The organism is Pseudomonas sp. GQ91, from assembly GCF_059758795.1.
Genome location: NZ_JCAXED010000002.1, coordinates 367,764 through 383,787, shown reverse-complemented (window position 1 = coordinate 383,787; position 16,024 = coordinate 367,764). Strand labels below are relative to the sequence as shown.

Annotated in this window: 15 protein-coding genes; 6 read left to right on the top strand and 9 right to left on the bottom strand. The window is 60.8% G+C overall.

Annotation, left to right across the window (positions count from 1 at the left end):
- Window positions 1-181: 181 nt before the first annotated feature.
- A complete protein-coding gene (gene miaB, locus AC6CIA_RS03930; protein WP_498310695.1) occupies window positions 182-1,510 on the bottom strand; it encodes a tRNA (N6-isopentenyl adenosine(37)-C2)-methylthiotransferase MiaB in 1,329 nt (442 codons plus the stop codon).
- A 132-nt stretch (window positions 1,511-1,642) separates the two neighbouring features.
- Between miaB and AC6CIA_RS03925 the strand changes: the two genes are divergently transcribed.
- Complete coding sequence (locus AC6CIA_RS03925; RefSeq protein WP_003236992.1) at window positions 1,643-1,969, top strand: DUF1820 family protein; 327 nt, start codon at window positions 1,643-1,645, stop codon at window positions 1,967-1,969.
- A gap of 118 nt (window positions 1,970-2,087) precedes the next feature.
- Here AC6CIA_RS03925 and AC6CIA_RS03920 read toward each other — a convergent pair whose 3' ends face one another.
- The 4 genes from AC6CIA_RS03920 to AC6CIA_RS03905 all read right to left on the bottom strand — a co-directional run bounded on the left by AC6CIA_RS03920 (window position 2,088) and on the right by AC6CIA_RS03905 (window position 5,606).
- Window positions 2,088-2,642, bottom strand: a complete 555-nt coding sequence (locus AC6CIA_RS03920) for a tetratricopeptide repeat protein (protein ID WP_339530242.1) — start codon at window positions 2,640-2,642, stop codon at window positions 2,088-2,090.
- A gap of 224 nt (window positions 2,643-2,866) precedes the next feature.
- A complete protein-coding gene (hemL, locus tag AC6CIA_RS03915; RefSeq protein ID WP_498310694.1) occupies window positions 2,867-4,150 on the bottom strand; it encodes a glutamate-1-semialdehyde 2,1-aminomutase in 1,284 nt (427 codons plus the stop codon).
- Between the two features lie 16 nt (window positions 4,151-4,166).
- Window positions 4,167-4,790 carry a thiamine phosphate synthase gene (gene thiE / locus AC6CIA_RS03910; RefSeq protein ID WP_339530245.1) on the bottom strand — a complete coding sequence of 208 codons (624 nt, stop codon included), beginning with the start codon at window positions 4,788-4,790 and terminating at the stop codon, window positions 4,167-4,169.
- Window positions 4,791-4,808: 18 nt separating this feature from the next.
- Window positions 4,809-5,606 carry a hydroxymethylpyrimidine/phosphomethylpyrimidine kinase gene (locus AC6CIA_RS03905; protein WP_498310693.1) on the bottom strand — a complete coding sequence of 266 codons (798 nt, stop codon included), beginning with the start codon at window positions 5,604-5,606 and terminating at the stop codon, window positions 4,809-4,811.
- Between the two features lie 285 nt (window positions 5,607-5,891).
- Between AC6CIA_RS03905 and AC6CIA_RS03900 the strand changes: the two genes are divergently transcribed.
- From AC6CIA_RS03900 to AC6CIA_RS03885, 4 genes are all read left to right on the top strand, one after another.
- Window positions 5,892-8,261, top strand: coding sequence for a hybrid sensor histidine kinase/response regulator (locus AC6CIA_RS03900; RefSeq protein ID WP_498310692.1), 2,370 nt, complete (start codon window positions 5,892-5,894; stop codon window positions 8,259-8,261).
- A gap of 89 nt (window positions 8,262-8,350) precedes the next feature.
- Window positions 8,351-10,003, top strand: coding sequence for an acyl-CoA dehydrogenase family protein (locus AC6CIA_RS03895; RefSeq protein ID WP_498310691.1), 1,653 nt, complete (start codon window positions 8,351-8,353; stop codon window positions 10,001-10,003).
- Window positions 10,004-10,102: 99 nt separating this feature from the next.
- Window positions 10,103-11,602: an AMP nucleosidase gene (gene amn, locus AC6CIA_RS03890; protein ID WP_498310690.1), complete on the top strand. Its 1,500-nt coding sequence runs from the start codon at window positions 10,103-10,105 to the stop codon at window positions 11,600-11,602.
- A gap of 71 nt (window positions 11,603-11,673) precedes the next feature.
- A complete protein-coding gene (locus AC6CIA_RS03885) occupies window positions 11,674-12,315 on the top strand; it encodes a pseudouridine synthase (RefSeq protein ID WP_498310689.1) in 642 nt (213 codons plus the stop codon).
- Here the strand turns inward: AC6CIA_RS03885 and AC6CIA_RS03880 are convergent.
- On the bottom strand, window positions 12,310-12,519 hold the full coding sequence (locus AC6CIA_RS03880) for a DUF2788 domain-containing protein (RefSeq protein ID WP_084376520.1): 210 nt from the start codon (window positions 12,517-12,519) through the stop codon (window positions 12,310-12,312). The two genes, AC6CIA_RS03885 and AC6CIA_RS03880, sit on opposite strands and share 6 nt — an antisense overlap.
- Window positions 12,520-12,828: 309 nt before the next feature.
- Window positions 12,829-13,308, bottom strand: a complete 480-nt coding sequence (locus tag AC6CIA_RS03875; protein ID WP_084376464.1) for an Lrp/AsnC family transcriptional regulator — start codon at window positions 13,306-13,308, stop codon at window positions 12,829-12,831.
- 418 nt (window positions 13,309-13,726) lie between these two features.
- On the opposite strand from AC6CIA_RS03875, the gene AC6CIA_RS03870 reads away from it, so the two are divergent.
- Complete coding sequence (locus tag AC6CIA_RS03870; RefSeq protein ID WP_498310687.1) at window positions 13,727-14,575, top strand: DUF6515 family protein; 849 nt, start codon at window positions 13,727-13,729, stop codon at window positions 14,573-14,575.
- 33 nt (window positions 14,576-14,608) lie between these two features.
- Here the strand turns inward: AC6CIA_RS03870 and AC6CIA_RS03865 are convergent, their stop codons facing one another.
- Complete coding sequence (locus tag AC6CIA_RS03865) at window positions 14,609-15,514, bottom strand: cation diffusion facilitator family transporter (RefSeq protein WP_498310686.1); 906 nt, start codon at window positions 15,512-15,514, stop codon at window positions 14,609-14,611.
- Between the two features lie 16 nt (window positions 15,515-15,530).
- Entirely contained in the window at window positions 15,531-15,950 is a 420-nt protein-coding gene (gene pmcY / locus AC6CIA_RS03860) for a periplasmic Zn2+ metallochaperone PmcY (protein ID WP_498310685.1), read from the bottom strand.
- Between the last annotated feature and the right edge of the window lie 74 nt (window positions 15,951-16,024).

Sequence of the window (16,024 nt, the reverse complement as noted above, 5' to 3'; positions counted from 1 at the left end):
AAAGAGAGAATAACGCCAGCCGTCGGTGTACGAAAGCACTTAAACGGCGCATTTTCGCCGTGGCCAATCCTGTAGGAGCGAGCTTGCTCGCGAAAAGCCACAACGATAACGCGGGTATTATGAGAAAACGCGCCGTCCTTGAGTTTTTCGCGAGCAAGCTCGCTCCTACGGGGAGGCGCATTTACTGGATCAACGAGCCGCGCAACGAGTGCGGTTGCGCCGCGTCGATGTGCACGTCGGCGAACTGGCCGATCAAGGTCGGGTTGTCGCAACGGAAGTTAACGATTCGATTGTTCTCCGTCCGCCCCTGCAACTCGCCCGGGTCTTTTTTCGAGTAATCGGTGACCAGGATGCGCTGGGTCGAGCCGACCATCTGTCGGCTGATTTCAAAACCCTGCTGGTTGAGGCGGTGCTGCAGCGCGTTCAAGCGCTCTTTCTTCAGCTCTTCCGGGGTTTCGTCCGGCAGATCGGCGGCCGGGGTGCCCGGACGCTGGCTGTAAACAAAGGAGTAGGAAAAGTCGAAACCGACGTCTTCAATCAGCTTCATGGTCTGCTGGAAATCTTTCTCGGTCTCGCCGGGAAAACCGACGATAAAGTCCGAGCTGATGCAGATCCCCGGCACGGCGGCGCGCAGTTTGCGCAGCTTGGATTTGTATTCCAGGGCAGTGTGGTTGCGCTTCATCGCCGAAAGAATACGGTCCGAGCCCGATTGCACCGGCAAATGCAAATGCTTGACCAGCTCCGGGACCTCGGCGTGGGCCTGGATCAGGCTGTCGGAGAACTCAAGCGGGTGTGAAGTGGTGTAGCGAATCCGCTCGATGCCGTCGACCGCCGCCACCACGCGTATCAGCTCCGCCAGGTCCGCCAGACGCCCGTCGTGGGTCAGGCCGCGATAGCCGTTGACGTTCTGCCCGAGCAAGGTCACTTCACGCACGCCGTTTTCGGCCAGGTGAATGATTTCCGACAGCACATCGTCAAACGGCCGACTGACCTCTTCACCGCGGGTATAAGGCACCACGCAGAACGTGCAGTACTTGCTGCAGCCTTCCATGACCGACACATACGCGCTCGGGCCGTCGATGCGCGGTTCGGGCAGGTGATCGAATTTTTCGATCTCCGGGAACGACACATCGACCTGCGGTAGCTTGCTGATGCGGGCCGCGTCGATCATTTCCGGCAGCCGGTGCAAGGTTTGCGGGCCGAAAACCACATCGACATAGGGCGCGCGGTCGCGAATCGCCGCGCCTTCCTGGCTGGCCACGCAACCGCCGACGGCGATCACCATGTCCGGGTTGGCCAGTTTCAATTCGCGCCAGCGCCCCAGTTGCGAGTAGACGCGGTCCTGGGCACGTTCGCGGATCGAGCAGGTATTGAGCAGGATCACGTCGGCATCTTCGGCGCGGGCGGTGACTTCCAGGGCCTGGTGTTCGCCCAGCAGATCCACCATGCGCGAGCTGTCGTACTCGTTCATCTGGCAACCGTGGGTTTCGATGTAAAGCTTCTTGGCCATGGGGGATCGTCAACTGGTGGTAAAGAACCGCGCATTATAGGGGGCATGCCCATTGGTTCCTAGCACTGTGCATCGGGTGCCATGCTATAGTTCGCGCCCTCTTTTATATCCCCGATGTGTTACTCGTCCCCCATGACCAAACGTGAAGCTCCAATCTACAAGGTGATTTTCCTTAACCAGGGCCAGGTGTTCGAAATGTACGCCAAGCAGATCTATCAAAGTGATCTGTGGGGCTTCCTGGAAGTGGAAGAGTTCGTCTTTGGCGAGCGCACGCAGTTGGTCGTCGATCCGGGCGAGGAAAAGCTCAAGGCCCAGTTTGAAGGCGTGGTACGCAGTTTCGTGCCGATGCATTCGATCGTGCGCATCGATGAAGTCGAGCGCCTTGGCACGCCGAAGATCAGTGAAGCGCGTGGCGTGAGCAACGTCATGCCGTTTCCGATGCCGATGCCTGAAAAGTAGGGTTTGAGACCGCGTCGTACCCTTCGCGGGCAAGCCCGCTCCCACATTCCACAGGTGGAACTCGGTCGAACGTGGGAGCGGGCTTGCTCGCGAAAGGGCCGTCAGAGGCGCTGAAGACTCAAGGTAGAGGTGAGAACGGCGAGCGCCCGTCCGCACTCTGCAGTTCCTGCAGGTAGTTGCGGAAGATCTGTCCCAGCACCTGAGTCGCCACTTCCAGCTCATCGCGCTGCATCTGTTCGGCCACCTCGTCAGCGGTGTCCAGTGCCTCTTCAGCGCCGTTGACCGCCGCCATTTTCAGCACGATATACGCCTGGACGTTATTGGCCGCCACGCCTTCGCCGTGGAAGAACATGCTGCCCAGCTGGAATTGCGCCTGAGCGTGCCCCTGCAGCGAGGCTTTCTCGAAGAAGCTCAAGGCCTTGTTCAGGTCGTGGGAAGGATTTTTGCTGTCGTGGAAGAATTCACCCAACTCGTATTGCGCTTGCGCATCCCCACTGTCGGCCAGCGTCTGACAGGCGCTCAGTGCCTGCGCCTGGCTTTCGGGCTGAGTATCGAGGGTGCAACGACCCATCGCCGGGATCAACAACGAGTTGCCGCCTGCTTGTGCTTGCGCGAGCAGCGGCTGAAGGAGCAACAGGCAGCCCAGTACCAGGGTGCGGCCGGTGCGTTTCATGGGAATCGACTTACCTCTGACGGGGCGTGTGAATCACAGGGTGATCCAATAAGCGCGCATTATGAAATAAGCAGGCCACTGCTTACAAAGTCTTTACTCGTTTTTCTGCTGCATGGGCACGTTATCCGCCGAATTACAGGTGATTTCTCGAAAAAAGGCGGAAAAATCTGTAAGCAAGGTAGCAAATCTGACGCCGCCATGGGCGACGTCAGGTTTTAGCCGGCTTATTTCAGGGCGGCGAAGGCGCGTTCAGCAGCGTCAAGGGTCAGTTTCAGCTCGGCTTCACCGTGAGCGATGGAGGTGAAGCCCGCCTCAAAGGCACTCGGCGCGAGATAAACGCCGCCTTCCAGCATCAAGTGGAAGAAGCGTTTGAACAGACCGGCATCGCTGCCCATTACGTCGTCAAAGGTCACGATGTCGTCGGCACCGCTGAAATACAGGCCAAACATGCCTCCGGCCTGTGTGGTGACGAACGGTATGCCCGCCGCATCGGCACGTTGTTGCAGGCCGTCCAGCAGGCGCGTGGTGTAGTCGGCCAGTTCGGCGTGGAAGCCAGGGCGACTGATCAGGCGCAAGGTGGTGAGGCCCGCGGCCATGGCCAGCGGGTTGCCGGACAGGGTGCCGGCCTGGTAGACCGGGCCCAGCGGTGCGATGTGCTGCATGATCTCGCGCTTGCCGCCGAAGCAGCCGACCGGCATGCCGCCGCCGATGATCTTGCCGAAGGTGCTCAAGTCCGGCGTGACGCCGTAATGTGCCTGGGCGCCGCCGAGGGCAACGCGGAAGCCGGTCATCACTTCATCGAAAATCAACACGACGCCGTGCTTGTCACACTGTTCACGCAGACCTTCGAGGAAGCCAGGCGCTGGCGGTACGCAGTTCATGTTGCCGGCCACGGGTTCGACGATGATGCACGCCACCTCCTGACCGACTTCGCCGAGCATCTGCTCGACGGCGGCGATGTCGTTGAAGGGCAAAGTCAGCGTGTGCTTGGCAAACGCCGCCGGCACCCCGGCCGAACTCGGTACGCCTTGGGTCAACAGGCCGGAACCGGCCTTGACCAGCAGGCTGTCGGAGTGGCCGTGGTAGCAACCTTCGAATTTGATGATGCTGTCGCGGCCGGTAAAGCCACGGGCCAGACGAATCGCGCTCATGGTGGCCTCGGTGCCGGAGCTGACCATCCGGACCATCTCCATCGACGGCACGATGGCGCAGACCAGATCGGCCATCTCGGTTTCCATGGCGGTCGGGGCGCCGTAGGACAGGCCGTGTTCCAATTGCTTGCGCACTGCGTCCAGCACGTCCGGATGACTGTGGCCGAGGATCATCGGCCCCCAGGACCCGACATAGTCGACGTAGCGCTTGTCATCTTCGTCGGTGACGTAGGCGCCTTCGGCGTGCTTGAAGAACAGCGGCGTGCCGCCCACGCTTTTGAAAGCGCGCACCGGCGAGTTCACGCCACCGGGGATGTGTTTCTGGGCGTTGGCAAACAGGGTTTCGGAACGAGACATGGGGGGCTCTCTGAATTCAGGATTTGAGGAGTTCATTGAAGGCGCGGGCGCGGCGCGTCACTTCCTGGGCGCTGTCAGCACCAAACAGGCCGTGGACTACCGCCAGCAGGTCGGCGCCATGGGCCACCAGCGGTTCGGCGTTCTCCAGGGTAATGCCACCGATCGCGCAGATCGGCACGTGCAGCCGGGCGCGAGCCTCGCTCAACAGCTCAACGGTGGCCGCCGGCGCGCCGGGTTTGGTGGTGGAATTGAAGAAGCGGCCGAAGGCGACGTAACTGGCACCTTCCTTGGCGGCCTGTTCGGCCAGCTCGATCTGACTGTGGCAGGTGGCGCCGATGATTGCCCCACGCCCCAGCAACGCCCGGGCCGGGGTCAGTGGGCCGTCGGTCTGGCCCAGGTGTACGCCGACGCCCAAGCGTGCAGCCAACTCGGCGTCATCATTGATGATCAACTGGGTCTTGTAGCGTGAGCACAGGTCGCGCAGTTTTTCGGCTTCACGCAGGCGGCGCGCCTCGTCGCTGCTTTTATCGCGGTATTGCAGCAAGGTCACGCCACCGTCCAAGGCCGCTTCGACGTAGGTGAGGAACTTGCCGGCCAATAGTTGGCTGTCGGTAATGGCGTAAAGGCCACGTAGTTTCATCGGACAGGCCTCTTGATATTACGAGCAGAAATCCAGCGGCAAACGACGAGGCACATACTGTCCCTGGCCGAGTTGTTCGGCGTCACGCAGGGTCCGCCAAGTGTAATTGAGGGCAGACTCCACGGCGCTGTCCAGCCGTTCGCCCTGGGCCAGACGGCCGGCGAGGGCGCTGGTCAGGGTGCAACCGGAACCGTGATAGCTGCCGGGCAGGCGCTGACAGGTAAATGTGCGGCGGGTACCGTCGCGGCTATACAGGCGATTGTGGACTTCCTGCTCGTCGCCGTGACCGCCGGTGATCAGCAGGTGCCGGATAAACGGCAGCAGCTGCTCGGCGCATTCGTCTGCCGTGCCTTCGGGCAAGTCGGCGAGGATGCGTGCTTCGGGCAGGTTGGGCGTGGCAATCAACGACAACGGCAATAACCGCTCACGCATCGCGTAGCCGACCTCGTCCCTGCCCAGGCTGCCGCCACCACCGGCGCGCAGGACCGGGTCGCAGACCACCGGTAGATGCGGGTGCTCCTTCAGCAGTTCGACCACGGTGTCGACCATCGCGGTGGAACCGAGCATGCCCAGTTTGACCGCCGCCACGTCGGAGTCGCCAAGCACGGCGTTGGCCTGAGCCAATACCCAGTCGCGATCGAGGACGCGGAAATCGCTGACATTGACCGTGTTCTGGACCGTCAGCGCAGTGACGGCCGGGGCCGCATGACAGCCTTGGGCGAGCAGGGCTTCGATATCTGCCTGCAGGCCGGCGCCACCACTGGGATCATGGCCGGAGAGACAGAGGACAACAGGGCGAGAGCTGTAGATATTCATGGTGCGCGAGCTTACCACCAAACGCTTTTTGCGTGGCTGTCGGGCAGCGCGTGAATTTCAGGGAGAGTGTGTCTGCTGGGTGGCGTATTGATATCATTTTTGATCAATACGAAACTGCCTGAAAGACCCGCGTTAGAGCCTTTCAAGAATTATTTCAATGGTGTCTTTTGGCCTTTACCGGCTATGCTAGAGTGGATCCAAATAATTACAGTATCGCCGGTATACGTCTTCTCAAAAGGACTGGGGGGCTTTTTGACATAACCGGACAGGCCACGCTGGGGCTCTATGCGCTATCTGCTGATGTTTCTCTTGTGCGGGCTGCCGATGTTGGCCGGTGCAGTCGAGTTCAATGAACTCACGCAAAGCCTTCCCCTGGGCCTTGACATGCAAGTGCTCGAAGACCCGAGTGGCAGAGTCAGCCCTGAAGAAGCACGCTCAGCTGCATTCGCCAGTCGGTACATCCCCCATGAAAAAGCCACGCTGAATGCCGGCTATTCGCGTTCGGTGTTCTGGCTCAAGGTCGACCTGCATTACGTTCCCAAGGATCCCGATGCCCGGCGTAGCTGGTTGCTGGAGCTGGCCTATCCGCCCCTCGATCATCTCGAGTTATACGTACCCGACAACGCGGGCGGCTATCGCTTGGCCGGGCGTACGGGAGACGCGTTGCCCTTTTCAAGTCGTGAGATTCGCCAGAATAATTACCTGTTCAATGTCGACTTCGATCCCGGCGATCAGAAAACCCTTTACCTGCGCCTGCAAAGCGAAGGCTCGATCCAGGTACCGCTGACCCTCTGGTCGAGTACTGCGTACCTCGAAGAACAGCCGGTGCGCCTGTATGTACTGGGCGTGATCTACGGTGTGTTGCTGGGGATGCTGGTCTACAACCTGTTCATCTACCTCAGCGTGCGCGACACCAGCTACCTTTATTACATCTTCTATATTGCCTCGTTCGGCATGTACCAGCTCTCGGTGAACGGCGCGGCGGTGGAGTATTTCTGGCCTGACAACCCGTGGTGGGCAAATGCCGCGACGCCGTTTCTGATTGGCGCATCGGCGTTGTTCGGCAGCCTGTTTGCCCGCAGCTTTCTGCACACCGCGGTCTATAGCCGCTGGACTGACCGTGTATTGCTGGTGTTGGTGGGCAGCGGCGCGGTGGTGATGTTGTTGTCGCTGATGACCAGCTATGCCTTGGCCCTGCGCCTGGCAACCGGCCTGGCGCTGATTTTTTCCGTGAGTATTTTTGTCGCGGGCATCATCGCCTGGTGCCGCGGCCAGCGGGTGGCGCGTTACTTCATCATTGCCTGGACGGCGTTCCTGATTGGCGGGGTGGTGAATACGATGATGGTGCTCGGCTACCTGCCGAATGTGTTTCTCACCATGTATTCCAGCCAGATCGGTTCGGCCATCGAAGTGGCGTTGCTGTCTTTGGCCCTGGCCGACCGTATCAACTCGATGCGTGAACAGCAGGCGCAAATTCTCTTCGACGCCAGCCAGAAACTGGAAATGCTCAACCAGCAATTGGCCCACAGCAATCGGTTGAAAGACGAGTTCCTCGCCACCTTGACCCACGAGCTGCGTACTCCGATGAACGGCGTCATCGGATCCCTGGAGTTGATGCAAACCGTGCCGCTTGCCGGCGAGCTGGCACACTATCAACAGACGGCTGCCGGCTCGGCCCGGGACATGATGCGCATGGTCAACGGTATCCTCACGCTGACCGAATTGCAGGCGGGTCGCGTCAGAGCCCAGTCACAGGTGTTCAGCCTGCGCGGTGTGCTCGACACTTTGCGCCAACAATTTTTGGCCCCTGCGTTGAACAAGGGCCTGACGTTTTCCATTGATGTCGCGGACGAGCTGCCGGATCGCTTGCACGGCGATGCCGACAAGCTGGTGCAATGTCTCGAGTGTCTGCTGGACAACGCCTTCAAGTTCACCCACGAAGGCGTGGTGCGCGTGCGCGTGGTTGGGCTGCCCGATGCGCAGGGCCAACTGCGCTTGACGTTTATTGTCAGCGATACCGGCATTGGCTTTGCTCATCTGGACGAGGCGGCGCTGTATCAGCGTTTCTTCCAGCTCGATGGTTCGACGACCCGCGAATACGGTGGCCTGGGTATTGGCCTGGCGATCTGCCGGCAACTGATCGAATTGCTCGACGGGCGCCTGACTCATCATTCCGAGCCCAACAAGGGCAGCCGTTTCCAGTTGGAACTGACGGTTGTCGCTGTGCCGCCTGAACCAGTGCGCACTGTCGATGCGCGACGGACGCCCCAGGACTGTACGCTACTGCTGGTGAACGACAACAGCGTTGCCCAGTGGGTGGTGCGCGGCATGCTGCTCAAGTTGGGGTATCGGGTAAAGGTCGTCGACAGCGCGCCTGCAGCGCTGACGATGTTGCAGGATGAGACGTTTGATGCGGTGCTGCTGGACATGCCGCAGGACGGATTTTCTCTGTGTTGCCAGATGCGTGCATTGCCGGGCTGTGGCGAGTTGCCGGTGATCGCCTTGAGTGGGTCCCTGGAAAGCCTGGCACGTGAGCGGTGTCATGGTGTTGGTATCACCGAAAAACTGGTCAAACCGGTACGTTTCGAGGCATTGCAGGCGGTGTTGCAGCGTCGCTTGCTCTGCCCGATAGAGGGTGAAAGCGCCGGCAGTTAGGCGTGTATGTCACTTTTTTAAGCGCGGCGGGGGTGCTTAACTGAAAATCAGGCCATGAATCACCACGGCCTTTTCCCAGGAGGCCCGTCATGAATCTGCACTCGTTCGCCGAAACCCACGACGTCACCAACCAGCCACCGTCCCTCGACGGCGCCAATCTGTATCGCCTGGATCTGCCCTTGCAGGAATGGTCCCGGCGTTTTGGCGCGGGTTGGGCCGAGGAACGCATCGACGCTTACGGTGCGCTGGCTGGCGGCCCGTTGATGGCGGCGGGTTTTCTGGCGAACGAGAACAAGCCGGTGTTCAACAGCCATGACCGTTATGGGCATCGGATTGACCTGGTGACGTTTCATCCGGCGTATCACGAATTGATGCGTACCGCGGTTGAACATGGCTTGCCGTCGTTGCCCTGGGCTCATCCGCAATCCGGCGCCCATGTCGCTCGGGCGGCCATGACTTACCTGCACAGCCAGGCCGAAGCGGGTACCGGTTGCCCGTTGACCATGACCTTTGCCTGCGTGCCGGCGTTGCGCCTGCAGCCGGATCTGGCTGACACCTGGCTGCCGAAAATCCTCAGCACCGACTACGACCCCCGCAACGTCGGCATTGCCCACAAGGCGGGCGCGACGATTGGCATGGCGATGACCGAGAAACAGGGCGGCACCGACGTGCGGGCCAATACCACCCGCGCCTATCCGGTCGGCGCAGGTGGTCCGGGCCAGTCCTACGAGCTGGTGGGACACAAGTGGTTCTGCTCAGCGCCGATGTGCGATGCGTTCCTGACCCTGGCCCAGACCGACAAAGGCCTGACCTGTTTCCTGCTGCCGCGTCAGCGTCCGGATGACACCCGCAATCAGTTCTATATCCAGCGCCTGAAAAACAAACTCGGCAATTGCTCCAACGCCTCCAGCGAAGTGGAGTTTCGCGGAGCCCTGGCGTGGATGGTTGGCGAGGAAGGGCGTGGCGTGCCGACCATTATCGAGATGGTCGCCATGACCCGCTTCGATTGTATGGTCGGCTCCAGTGCGCTGATGCGCCAGGCGTTGACCCAGGCCAGCCATCACTGCGCGCATCGTGCGGTGGGCGGGCGTGTCCTCAGTGAGCAGTCGTTGATGCAAAACGTGCTGGCCGACCTGGCCCTGGAAAGCGAAGCGGCCCTGGCCTTGAGCATGCGCATGGGGCGGGCGCTGGACCACCTGGGCGACGAGCAGGAAGCCAAGTTCGCGCGGTTGGTGACGGCGGTGGGCAAGTATTGGATCTGCAAGCGTGCCCCGGCGATGATCAACGAAGCCGCTGAGTGCATGGGCGGCGCCGGGTATGTCGAGGACAGCATCTTGCCGCGCTTGTACCGTGAGGCGCCGGTCAATTCGACGTGGGAAGGTTCCGGCAACGTGCAGTGTCTGGATGTGCTGCGGGCGCTGTCGAAAGAGCCCGGCGTGTTGGAAACCCTGTTTGTCGAGCTGGGGGACGGGCATGGCGATACACGCCTGGCTCGGCACATTGAGCAGTTGAAATCGGCGTTTATGGATACTCAGGACATTCAGTACCGCGCGCGACAACTGACCGAGGATATTGCACTGGCGTTGCAGGCCAAGCTGTTGCTGGAGGCGGGCAATGCCAGTGTCAGTGACGGGTTTATTGCCAGCCGGTTGGGTGAGTCGTCGGGACGGGTCTATGGCACCTTGCCGCGAGGTGTGGAGGTGCAGGCTATCGTCGCCCGCTCCACGCCCCAGGCCCTCTGAATAAACGCAATCCAAAAATGTGGGGGCGGGCAAGCGCGCTCCCACATGGATTGGCGGCATGCTAATTCTAAGTTTGCGTCTGGCAACGATACAGGCAAGATGAACACCTGCAAGTCAGCACACAGGATGCTTACCGTGACCGAAGCTTTTGTTGTCGTTCAAACCGCTGAAGAAGCCGTGGATCGGCTGGCGGCTCTTCACGAGCGCGCGACGGGTGCGCTCAATCAAGCGCTCAAGCGCTACCTCAAGGACCGCGTCGAACCAGACGCAGAAGAACGCGCGTTGTTTCGCTACCCGGAACTGCGCCTGACTTATCACTGCCACGGTGAAGTCCCACAGACCACTCGGGCATATGCCAAGGTTCAGTTGCCGGGCACCTACAGCGTCACCGTCACCCATCCGTCGGCCTTTCGCAAATACCTGCTCGAACAACTGGTGCCGCTGATGCATGACTTCACCGTCACGGTGGAAGTCGGCGTCAGCCAGCAGAATATCCCTTATCCGTACGTGGTAGAGCAGGGTGACGAACTGGCCGGCTCCGGCGTGACCGCTGCGGTGTTGGCGCGGGTGTTTCCGAGTACCGACCTGTCGGCCGCCACCGATGGTATTGCCGATGGTCTCTACGACTGGGAAAACACCGATCCGCTGCCGCTGGCACTGTTTGATGCGGCCCGTGTCGACTTCTCCCTGCGACGCCTGGTGCATTACACCGGCAGTGACTGGCGCCATGTGCAACCGTGGATCCTGCTGACCAACTACCATCGCTATGTCGACCAGTTCATCGTCCATGGCCTGGAGCAACTGCGCAGCGATCCGCGCTTTATTCGCATGGTGTTGCCGGGCAACGTCATCATCGACAAGAACATGGACCATGGCGAAGCGTCTGCTATTGCCGCGGGCGTGGTCTGGCACCGCTATCAGATGCCGGCCTACCATTTGCAGGCCAGTGACGGCCATGGCGTGACGCTGGTGAACATTGGTGTCGGCCCGTCCAACGCGAAGAACATCACCGATCACCTCGCCGTGCTACGTCCGCATTGCTGGCTGATGATTGGGCACTGCGGCGGCCTGCGCCAATCCCAGACCATTGGCGACTACGTGCTGGCTCACGCCTATATGCGTCGTGACGGGATTCTCGACCGGGTAGTACCGCCGAATATTCCGATCCCGGCCCTGGCTGAAGTGCAGCTCGCGCTGCAGCAGGCGGCGGCCACCGTGACGGGCGAGAAGGGCGACGAGCTGAAAAAGCGCCTGCGCACTGGCACCGTGCTGACCTACGACGACCGCAACTGGGAGCTGCGCTGGGCCCAGGAACGACCGTTGATCAACCTGTCCCGCGCCGTGGCGGTGGACATGGAAAGCGGCACGATCGCAGCCCAGGGCTACCGTTTGCGGGTGCCGTACGGCACCTTGCTGTGTGTCTCGGACAAACCGCTGCACAGTGAAATCAAGTTGCCAGGTTCGGCCAATGCATTCTATGAGCGAGCCGTCAGCCAGCACTTGAAGATTGGCATCGCGGCGGTGGACCTGTTGCGCACCCAGCTCAACTCGTTGCACTCGCGCAAACTGCGCAGCTTCGACGAGCCGCCATTCCGCTAAGCGGTTGGGATGGTTATTTAACGGTCAGGCCACTAGCATGGTCGGTCCTGACCGTTAGATGTTCCTTTGCCATGTCCCGTCCTGCCCGTCCCGTTTCCCGCCAACCGGCTGTGAAACGTCCGCCATCCTCGTCAGCCCCACGCCGTGTCGCCAAGGCGCCACCGGCCGAGCCGAAGCTGATCCTGTTCAACAAGCCGTTCGATGTGCTGACCCAGTTCAGCGACGGAGAAGGGCGGGCGACGCTCAAGGATTTCATCGATATCCCCGGTATCTATCCCGCTGGACGCCTGGATCGGGACAGCGAAGGTCTGCTGCTGCTGACCAATGATGGCCAGTTGCAGGCGCGGATTGCCGACCCAAAACACAAATTGGCGAAAACCTATTGGGTGCAGGTGGAGGGCGAGCCTACCGAGGCCCATCTGCAACGCCTGCGTGAGGGCGTGGAACTCAACGACGGCATGACGTTGCCGGCTGAAGCCCGGCTACTGGACGAGCCGCAGTTGTGGCCGCGCAACCCGCCGGTGCGGTTTCGTAAAAACGTCCCGACGTATTGGCTGGAACTGGTGATTCGCGAAGGTCGCAACCGACAGGTACGGCGCATGACCGCAGCCGTGGGCTTGCCGACCTTGCGCCTGGTTCGGGTGAAAATTGGCGACTGGTCGATTGAAGGCCTTGACCAGGGCCAATATCGGCAAGTGCCGGCGCGGTTATAACGCCCCGGTTTCGATCAGGCCGATCACCACGCTTTTGATGATGAAAGCCGCCACGCCCAGGCCCAGCACGAAGAACAGAATCAACGAGCCAAAGCGTCCGGCCTTGGATTTCTTTGCCAGGTCCCAGACGATAAAGCCCATGAAAATGATCAGGATGGTGACCAGGCCGGTCATCATCCACTCTTCGAACAGGACGGGATCAATCGAATTCATCGGGTAAGTTCCGGCAGAGGCAGGCGTGAAGTATAAGGCAACGCAACACGCCCACCATTGACCTGCGTCGGTACGTCGCACACCCAGGTGCGGAATGCTGTGCGGTCAAGGCTTGTGGCCCTGTAGCGAGGGGGCTTGTCCCCCGTTGGGCTGCGCAGCAGCCCCCAAACCAGCCGCTGAGGAGTGCCTGATACACCGCATTCTTTTTTTTGGGGGCTGCTGCGCAGCCCAACGGGGGACAAGCCCCCTCGCCACAGACAATCCCATTCCACAGGGTTGTACCTGCAGCAAGCAGGGCAATCAGGTGCGCAAGTGGGTCAATGGCAGCTCGGTGCTGTTGAGCACCTGATTCAGAACGAAGCTTGAACGTACGCTGGTGACGCCGTCGATCCGGGTCAAGTGCCCGAGCAGCAACTTCTGATAGTGATCCATGTCCGGTACCACGACCTTCAACTGATAGTCGGCGTCCATTCCGGTGACCAGGCTGCATTCCAGCACTTGCGGCAAGGTGCGAATGGCCGCCTCGAAGTTTTCGAAACGCTCCGGCGTGTGACGATCCATGCCGATCAGCACGTAGGCCGTGAGGCTCAGGCGAAGCATCTTGCGGTCCAGCAACGCGACCTGGCGCGCGATGTAGCCGTCGTCCTCCAATTGCTTGACCCGGCGCGAGCAGGGCGAAGGCGACAGGCCGATGCGCTCGGCCAACTCCTGGTTGGAGATCCTCGCGTCGCGCTGCAATTCCGCCAAAATACTCAGGTCGTATCGGTCAAGTTTGCTCATGGGGCTGGCCTTTGTCATAACTATTGCTGCGAATTATCTATCCAGGGTTAAAAATTGCGCAAGCACTGTTTATTGACGCAATCTTCGCAATCATCTATCGAGGCTTCACGCCTATGATTACCCACAGAATCACTGCCCGGACATACATCCACTGCAGCCCGCCGAATCAGGCCGGCTGCGGCCCGCCAACCCCACCGGGTTGCGCCGGCCCCCGGGCTGCACACTGTCCACAAGGCGGCGTGAGGTGAGCCAACGTCAAAAGCGTTGAGCCAGGATGAAGTTCTCAAGGGGCGACCGACGGGTCGCCCCTTTTCTTTTTGTCCTGCGAAAATTGTTCTCGTGACTGATAACCTGTCTCAGAATCGGGCAAGGCTTTTCCAGTCTTGGCTACAGGCCCTAATCCGCAGTGAGGAATAGCATGAAGCGCATCTGGCGTTTGGCGGGTGTTGGTTTGCTGATGGTCAGCGTCGGCGCGCAGGTGATGGCCGACGAGCGGGATAATTCACCGCGCCAGGGCCCAGGTCCGCAAGGCGGCAGCAACCTGCCGATCCAGAGCCGTCCCGATTCGGTACGCCAGACCCAGGAGCCGCGTCACGGCAACTACCGTGACATTCCGCGGCGCAATGAGCACAACCCGCATTGGGACGCCGGCGGACCTGGCTCGCGTCCTGGTTATGACGGTCATCCCAATGACCACCGCTGGCCGGGCCGTCCCAATGGGCACGGCAATGGTTGGGGACCTGGCCCGCAACATCGGCCGGGCTACATCGTGGATCGTTTTCCCGATCGCAACTACCGCGTGCCGTATCGCGGCCAGGATTACTTTTTCTCGGACGGTTATTGGTATCGCCCCCAAGGTCCGCGTTACGTGGTCGTCACGCCGCCATACGGAATTGGGGTGCGTTACCTGCCCGACTATGCGCGGGAAGTGTGGGTCGGCAGTACGCTGTTTTTTCTTGCCGCCGGCGCCTATTACACCTACGAAGCCAACAGCCAGCAATACGTGGTGGTGCAGCCGCCGGTGGCCAGCCTGCCGCGGCCGCCTGCGCCTCAGGGCAACGGTTATGACGTGGTGGCTTACCCGGCCAATGGTCAATCGCCGGCGCAAGTGCGGCAGGATGGTTACGATTGTTATCGCTGGGCTGTACAGCAAAGCGGTTTTGACCCCCAGACCGTCACGTATGCGCCGGCCCCGGCGGTGGTGCAAACCTATCGCCAGGCCCAGGGCGACTGTCTGGGCAGTCGGGGTTATCAGGTGCGGCAGTAGCAGCGGCAAGCGGCAAGTTACACGCTTTTTGCCTCAGCTTGAAGCTTGTAACTTGCCGCTTGTAGCTGATCCGCAAGGATCCGCGTGTACCAGCACTTCGGCGCGCGGATAAGCGTGATGGATGGCCTCGGCGGCCTGGTCGCTGATGCCATGGGCCACTGACAGGCTCAACTCCCCGGGCAACTCCAGGTGCAACTGCACGAACCAGTGGTTGCCGGAAATCCGCGTGCGCAAGTCATGCGCGCCGAGTACGCCGGGCACCCCACAGGCCAGTTCCAGCATGTGCTGGCTGACCTCGGTCGGCAGTTCTTCATCCATCAGCACCGAGAAGCTTTCCTTGGCGATCAGCAGCGCGCTCCACAAAATGTAGACCGCGATTCCCAGGCCAAACCAGGCATCCACTTGGTGAAAGCCCAACCCGGCAAACACCAGCGCAAGCAGAATGCTGCCATTGAGCAGCAGGTCCGAACGGTAATGCAGTGAATCGGCGCGCACCGCGTTCGAGCCGGTTGCGCGAATCACCCGGTGCTGCAGGATCAGCAGCGCCACCGTCAACGCCAGCGACAGCACAATCACCGCAATGCTCAGCCACGGCGCGCCCACCGGTTCCGGGTGTTGCAAGCGCTGGAAGGCCTGCACGGCGATCAGAATCGCACTGCCCGCGATGAACAATGCCTGTGCCATGCCCGCCAGGGACTCCGCCTTGCCATGCCCATAACGGTGATCGTCATCGGCCGGGCGCAAGGCGTAATGCACCGCCAGCAAGTTGAGCAGCGACGACACGCCGTCGAGCAACGAGTCGGTCAGCCCGGCGAGCATGCTCACGGAGCCGCTCAGCCACCAGGCGATGGCTTTGCTGACAATCAACACACAGGCCACGCCCACCGAGGCGCGGGTGGCCAGACGCAATAACCGGGCGTGTTCGGAACTGCTGGTCATGAGGCGTTCAAATCCTTCAGGCGACGGGTTGCAGGCCCAGCAGGGCGAGTTGCTCGACGCTGCCCTTGAACTGGATCAGGCGCGGGTCATCCAGCGGCAGGCTGCGGCCGGTTTCGCTCTGGATGATGGTTTGCAGCTTGGTGTTATCGACCTTGCCGTCGGCGCCAATGGCTTCCTGCAACTTGTCTGGCGCCACGTGTGCGGTCTCGCCCGGCGCGAAGTAAATCGCCCCGGTGGCGAAGTCGACGCCAAAGGCGATCAGGCCGGGAATGACATAGAACAGCAGGCCGAGGGCGTCGAGGACGGCGATCGTCGGGTCGATCTTGCCGTCGATCTGCCCACGACGATCAGGGTAGAAAATCGAACCGCAGGCCGTCAGTTGGCTCAGCAGGGTAACGGCCAGAACACCGCCGATGACACGTGAAGCAATACGCATGGGACTCTCCTGCACAATGTTATGGGGACTATATGCCAGATCTGCTGGATGACGCCGTTATACTCGCCGCTCTG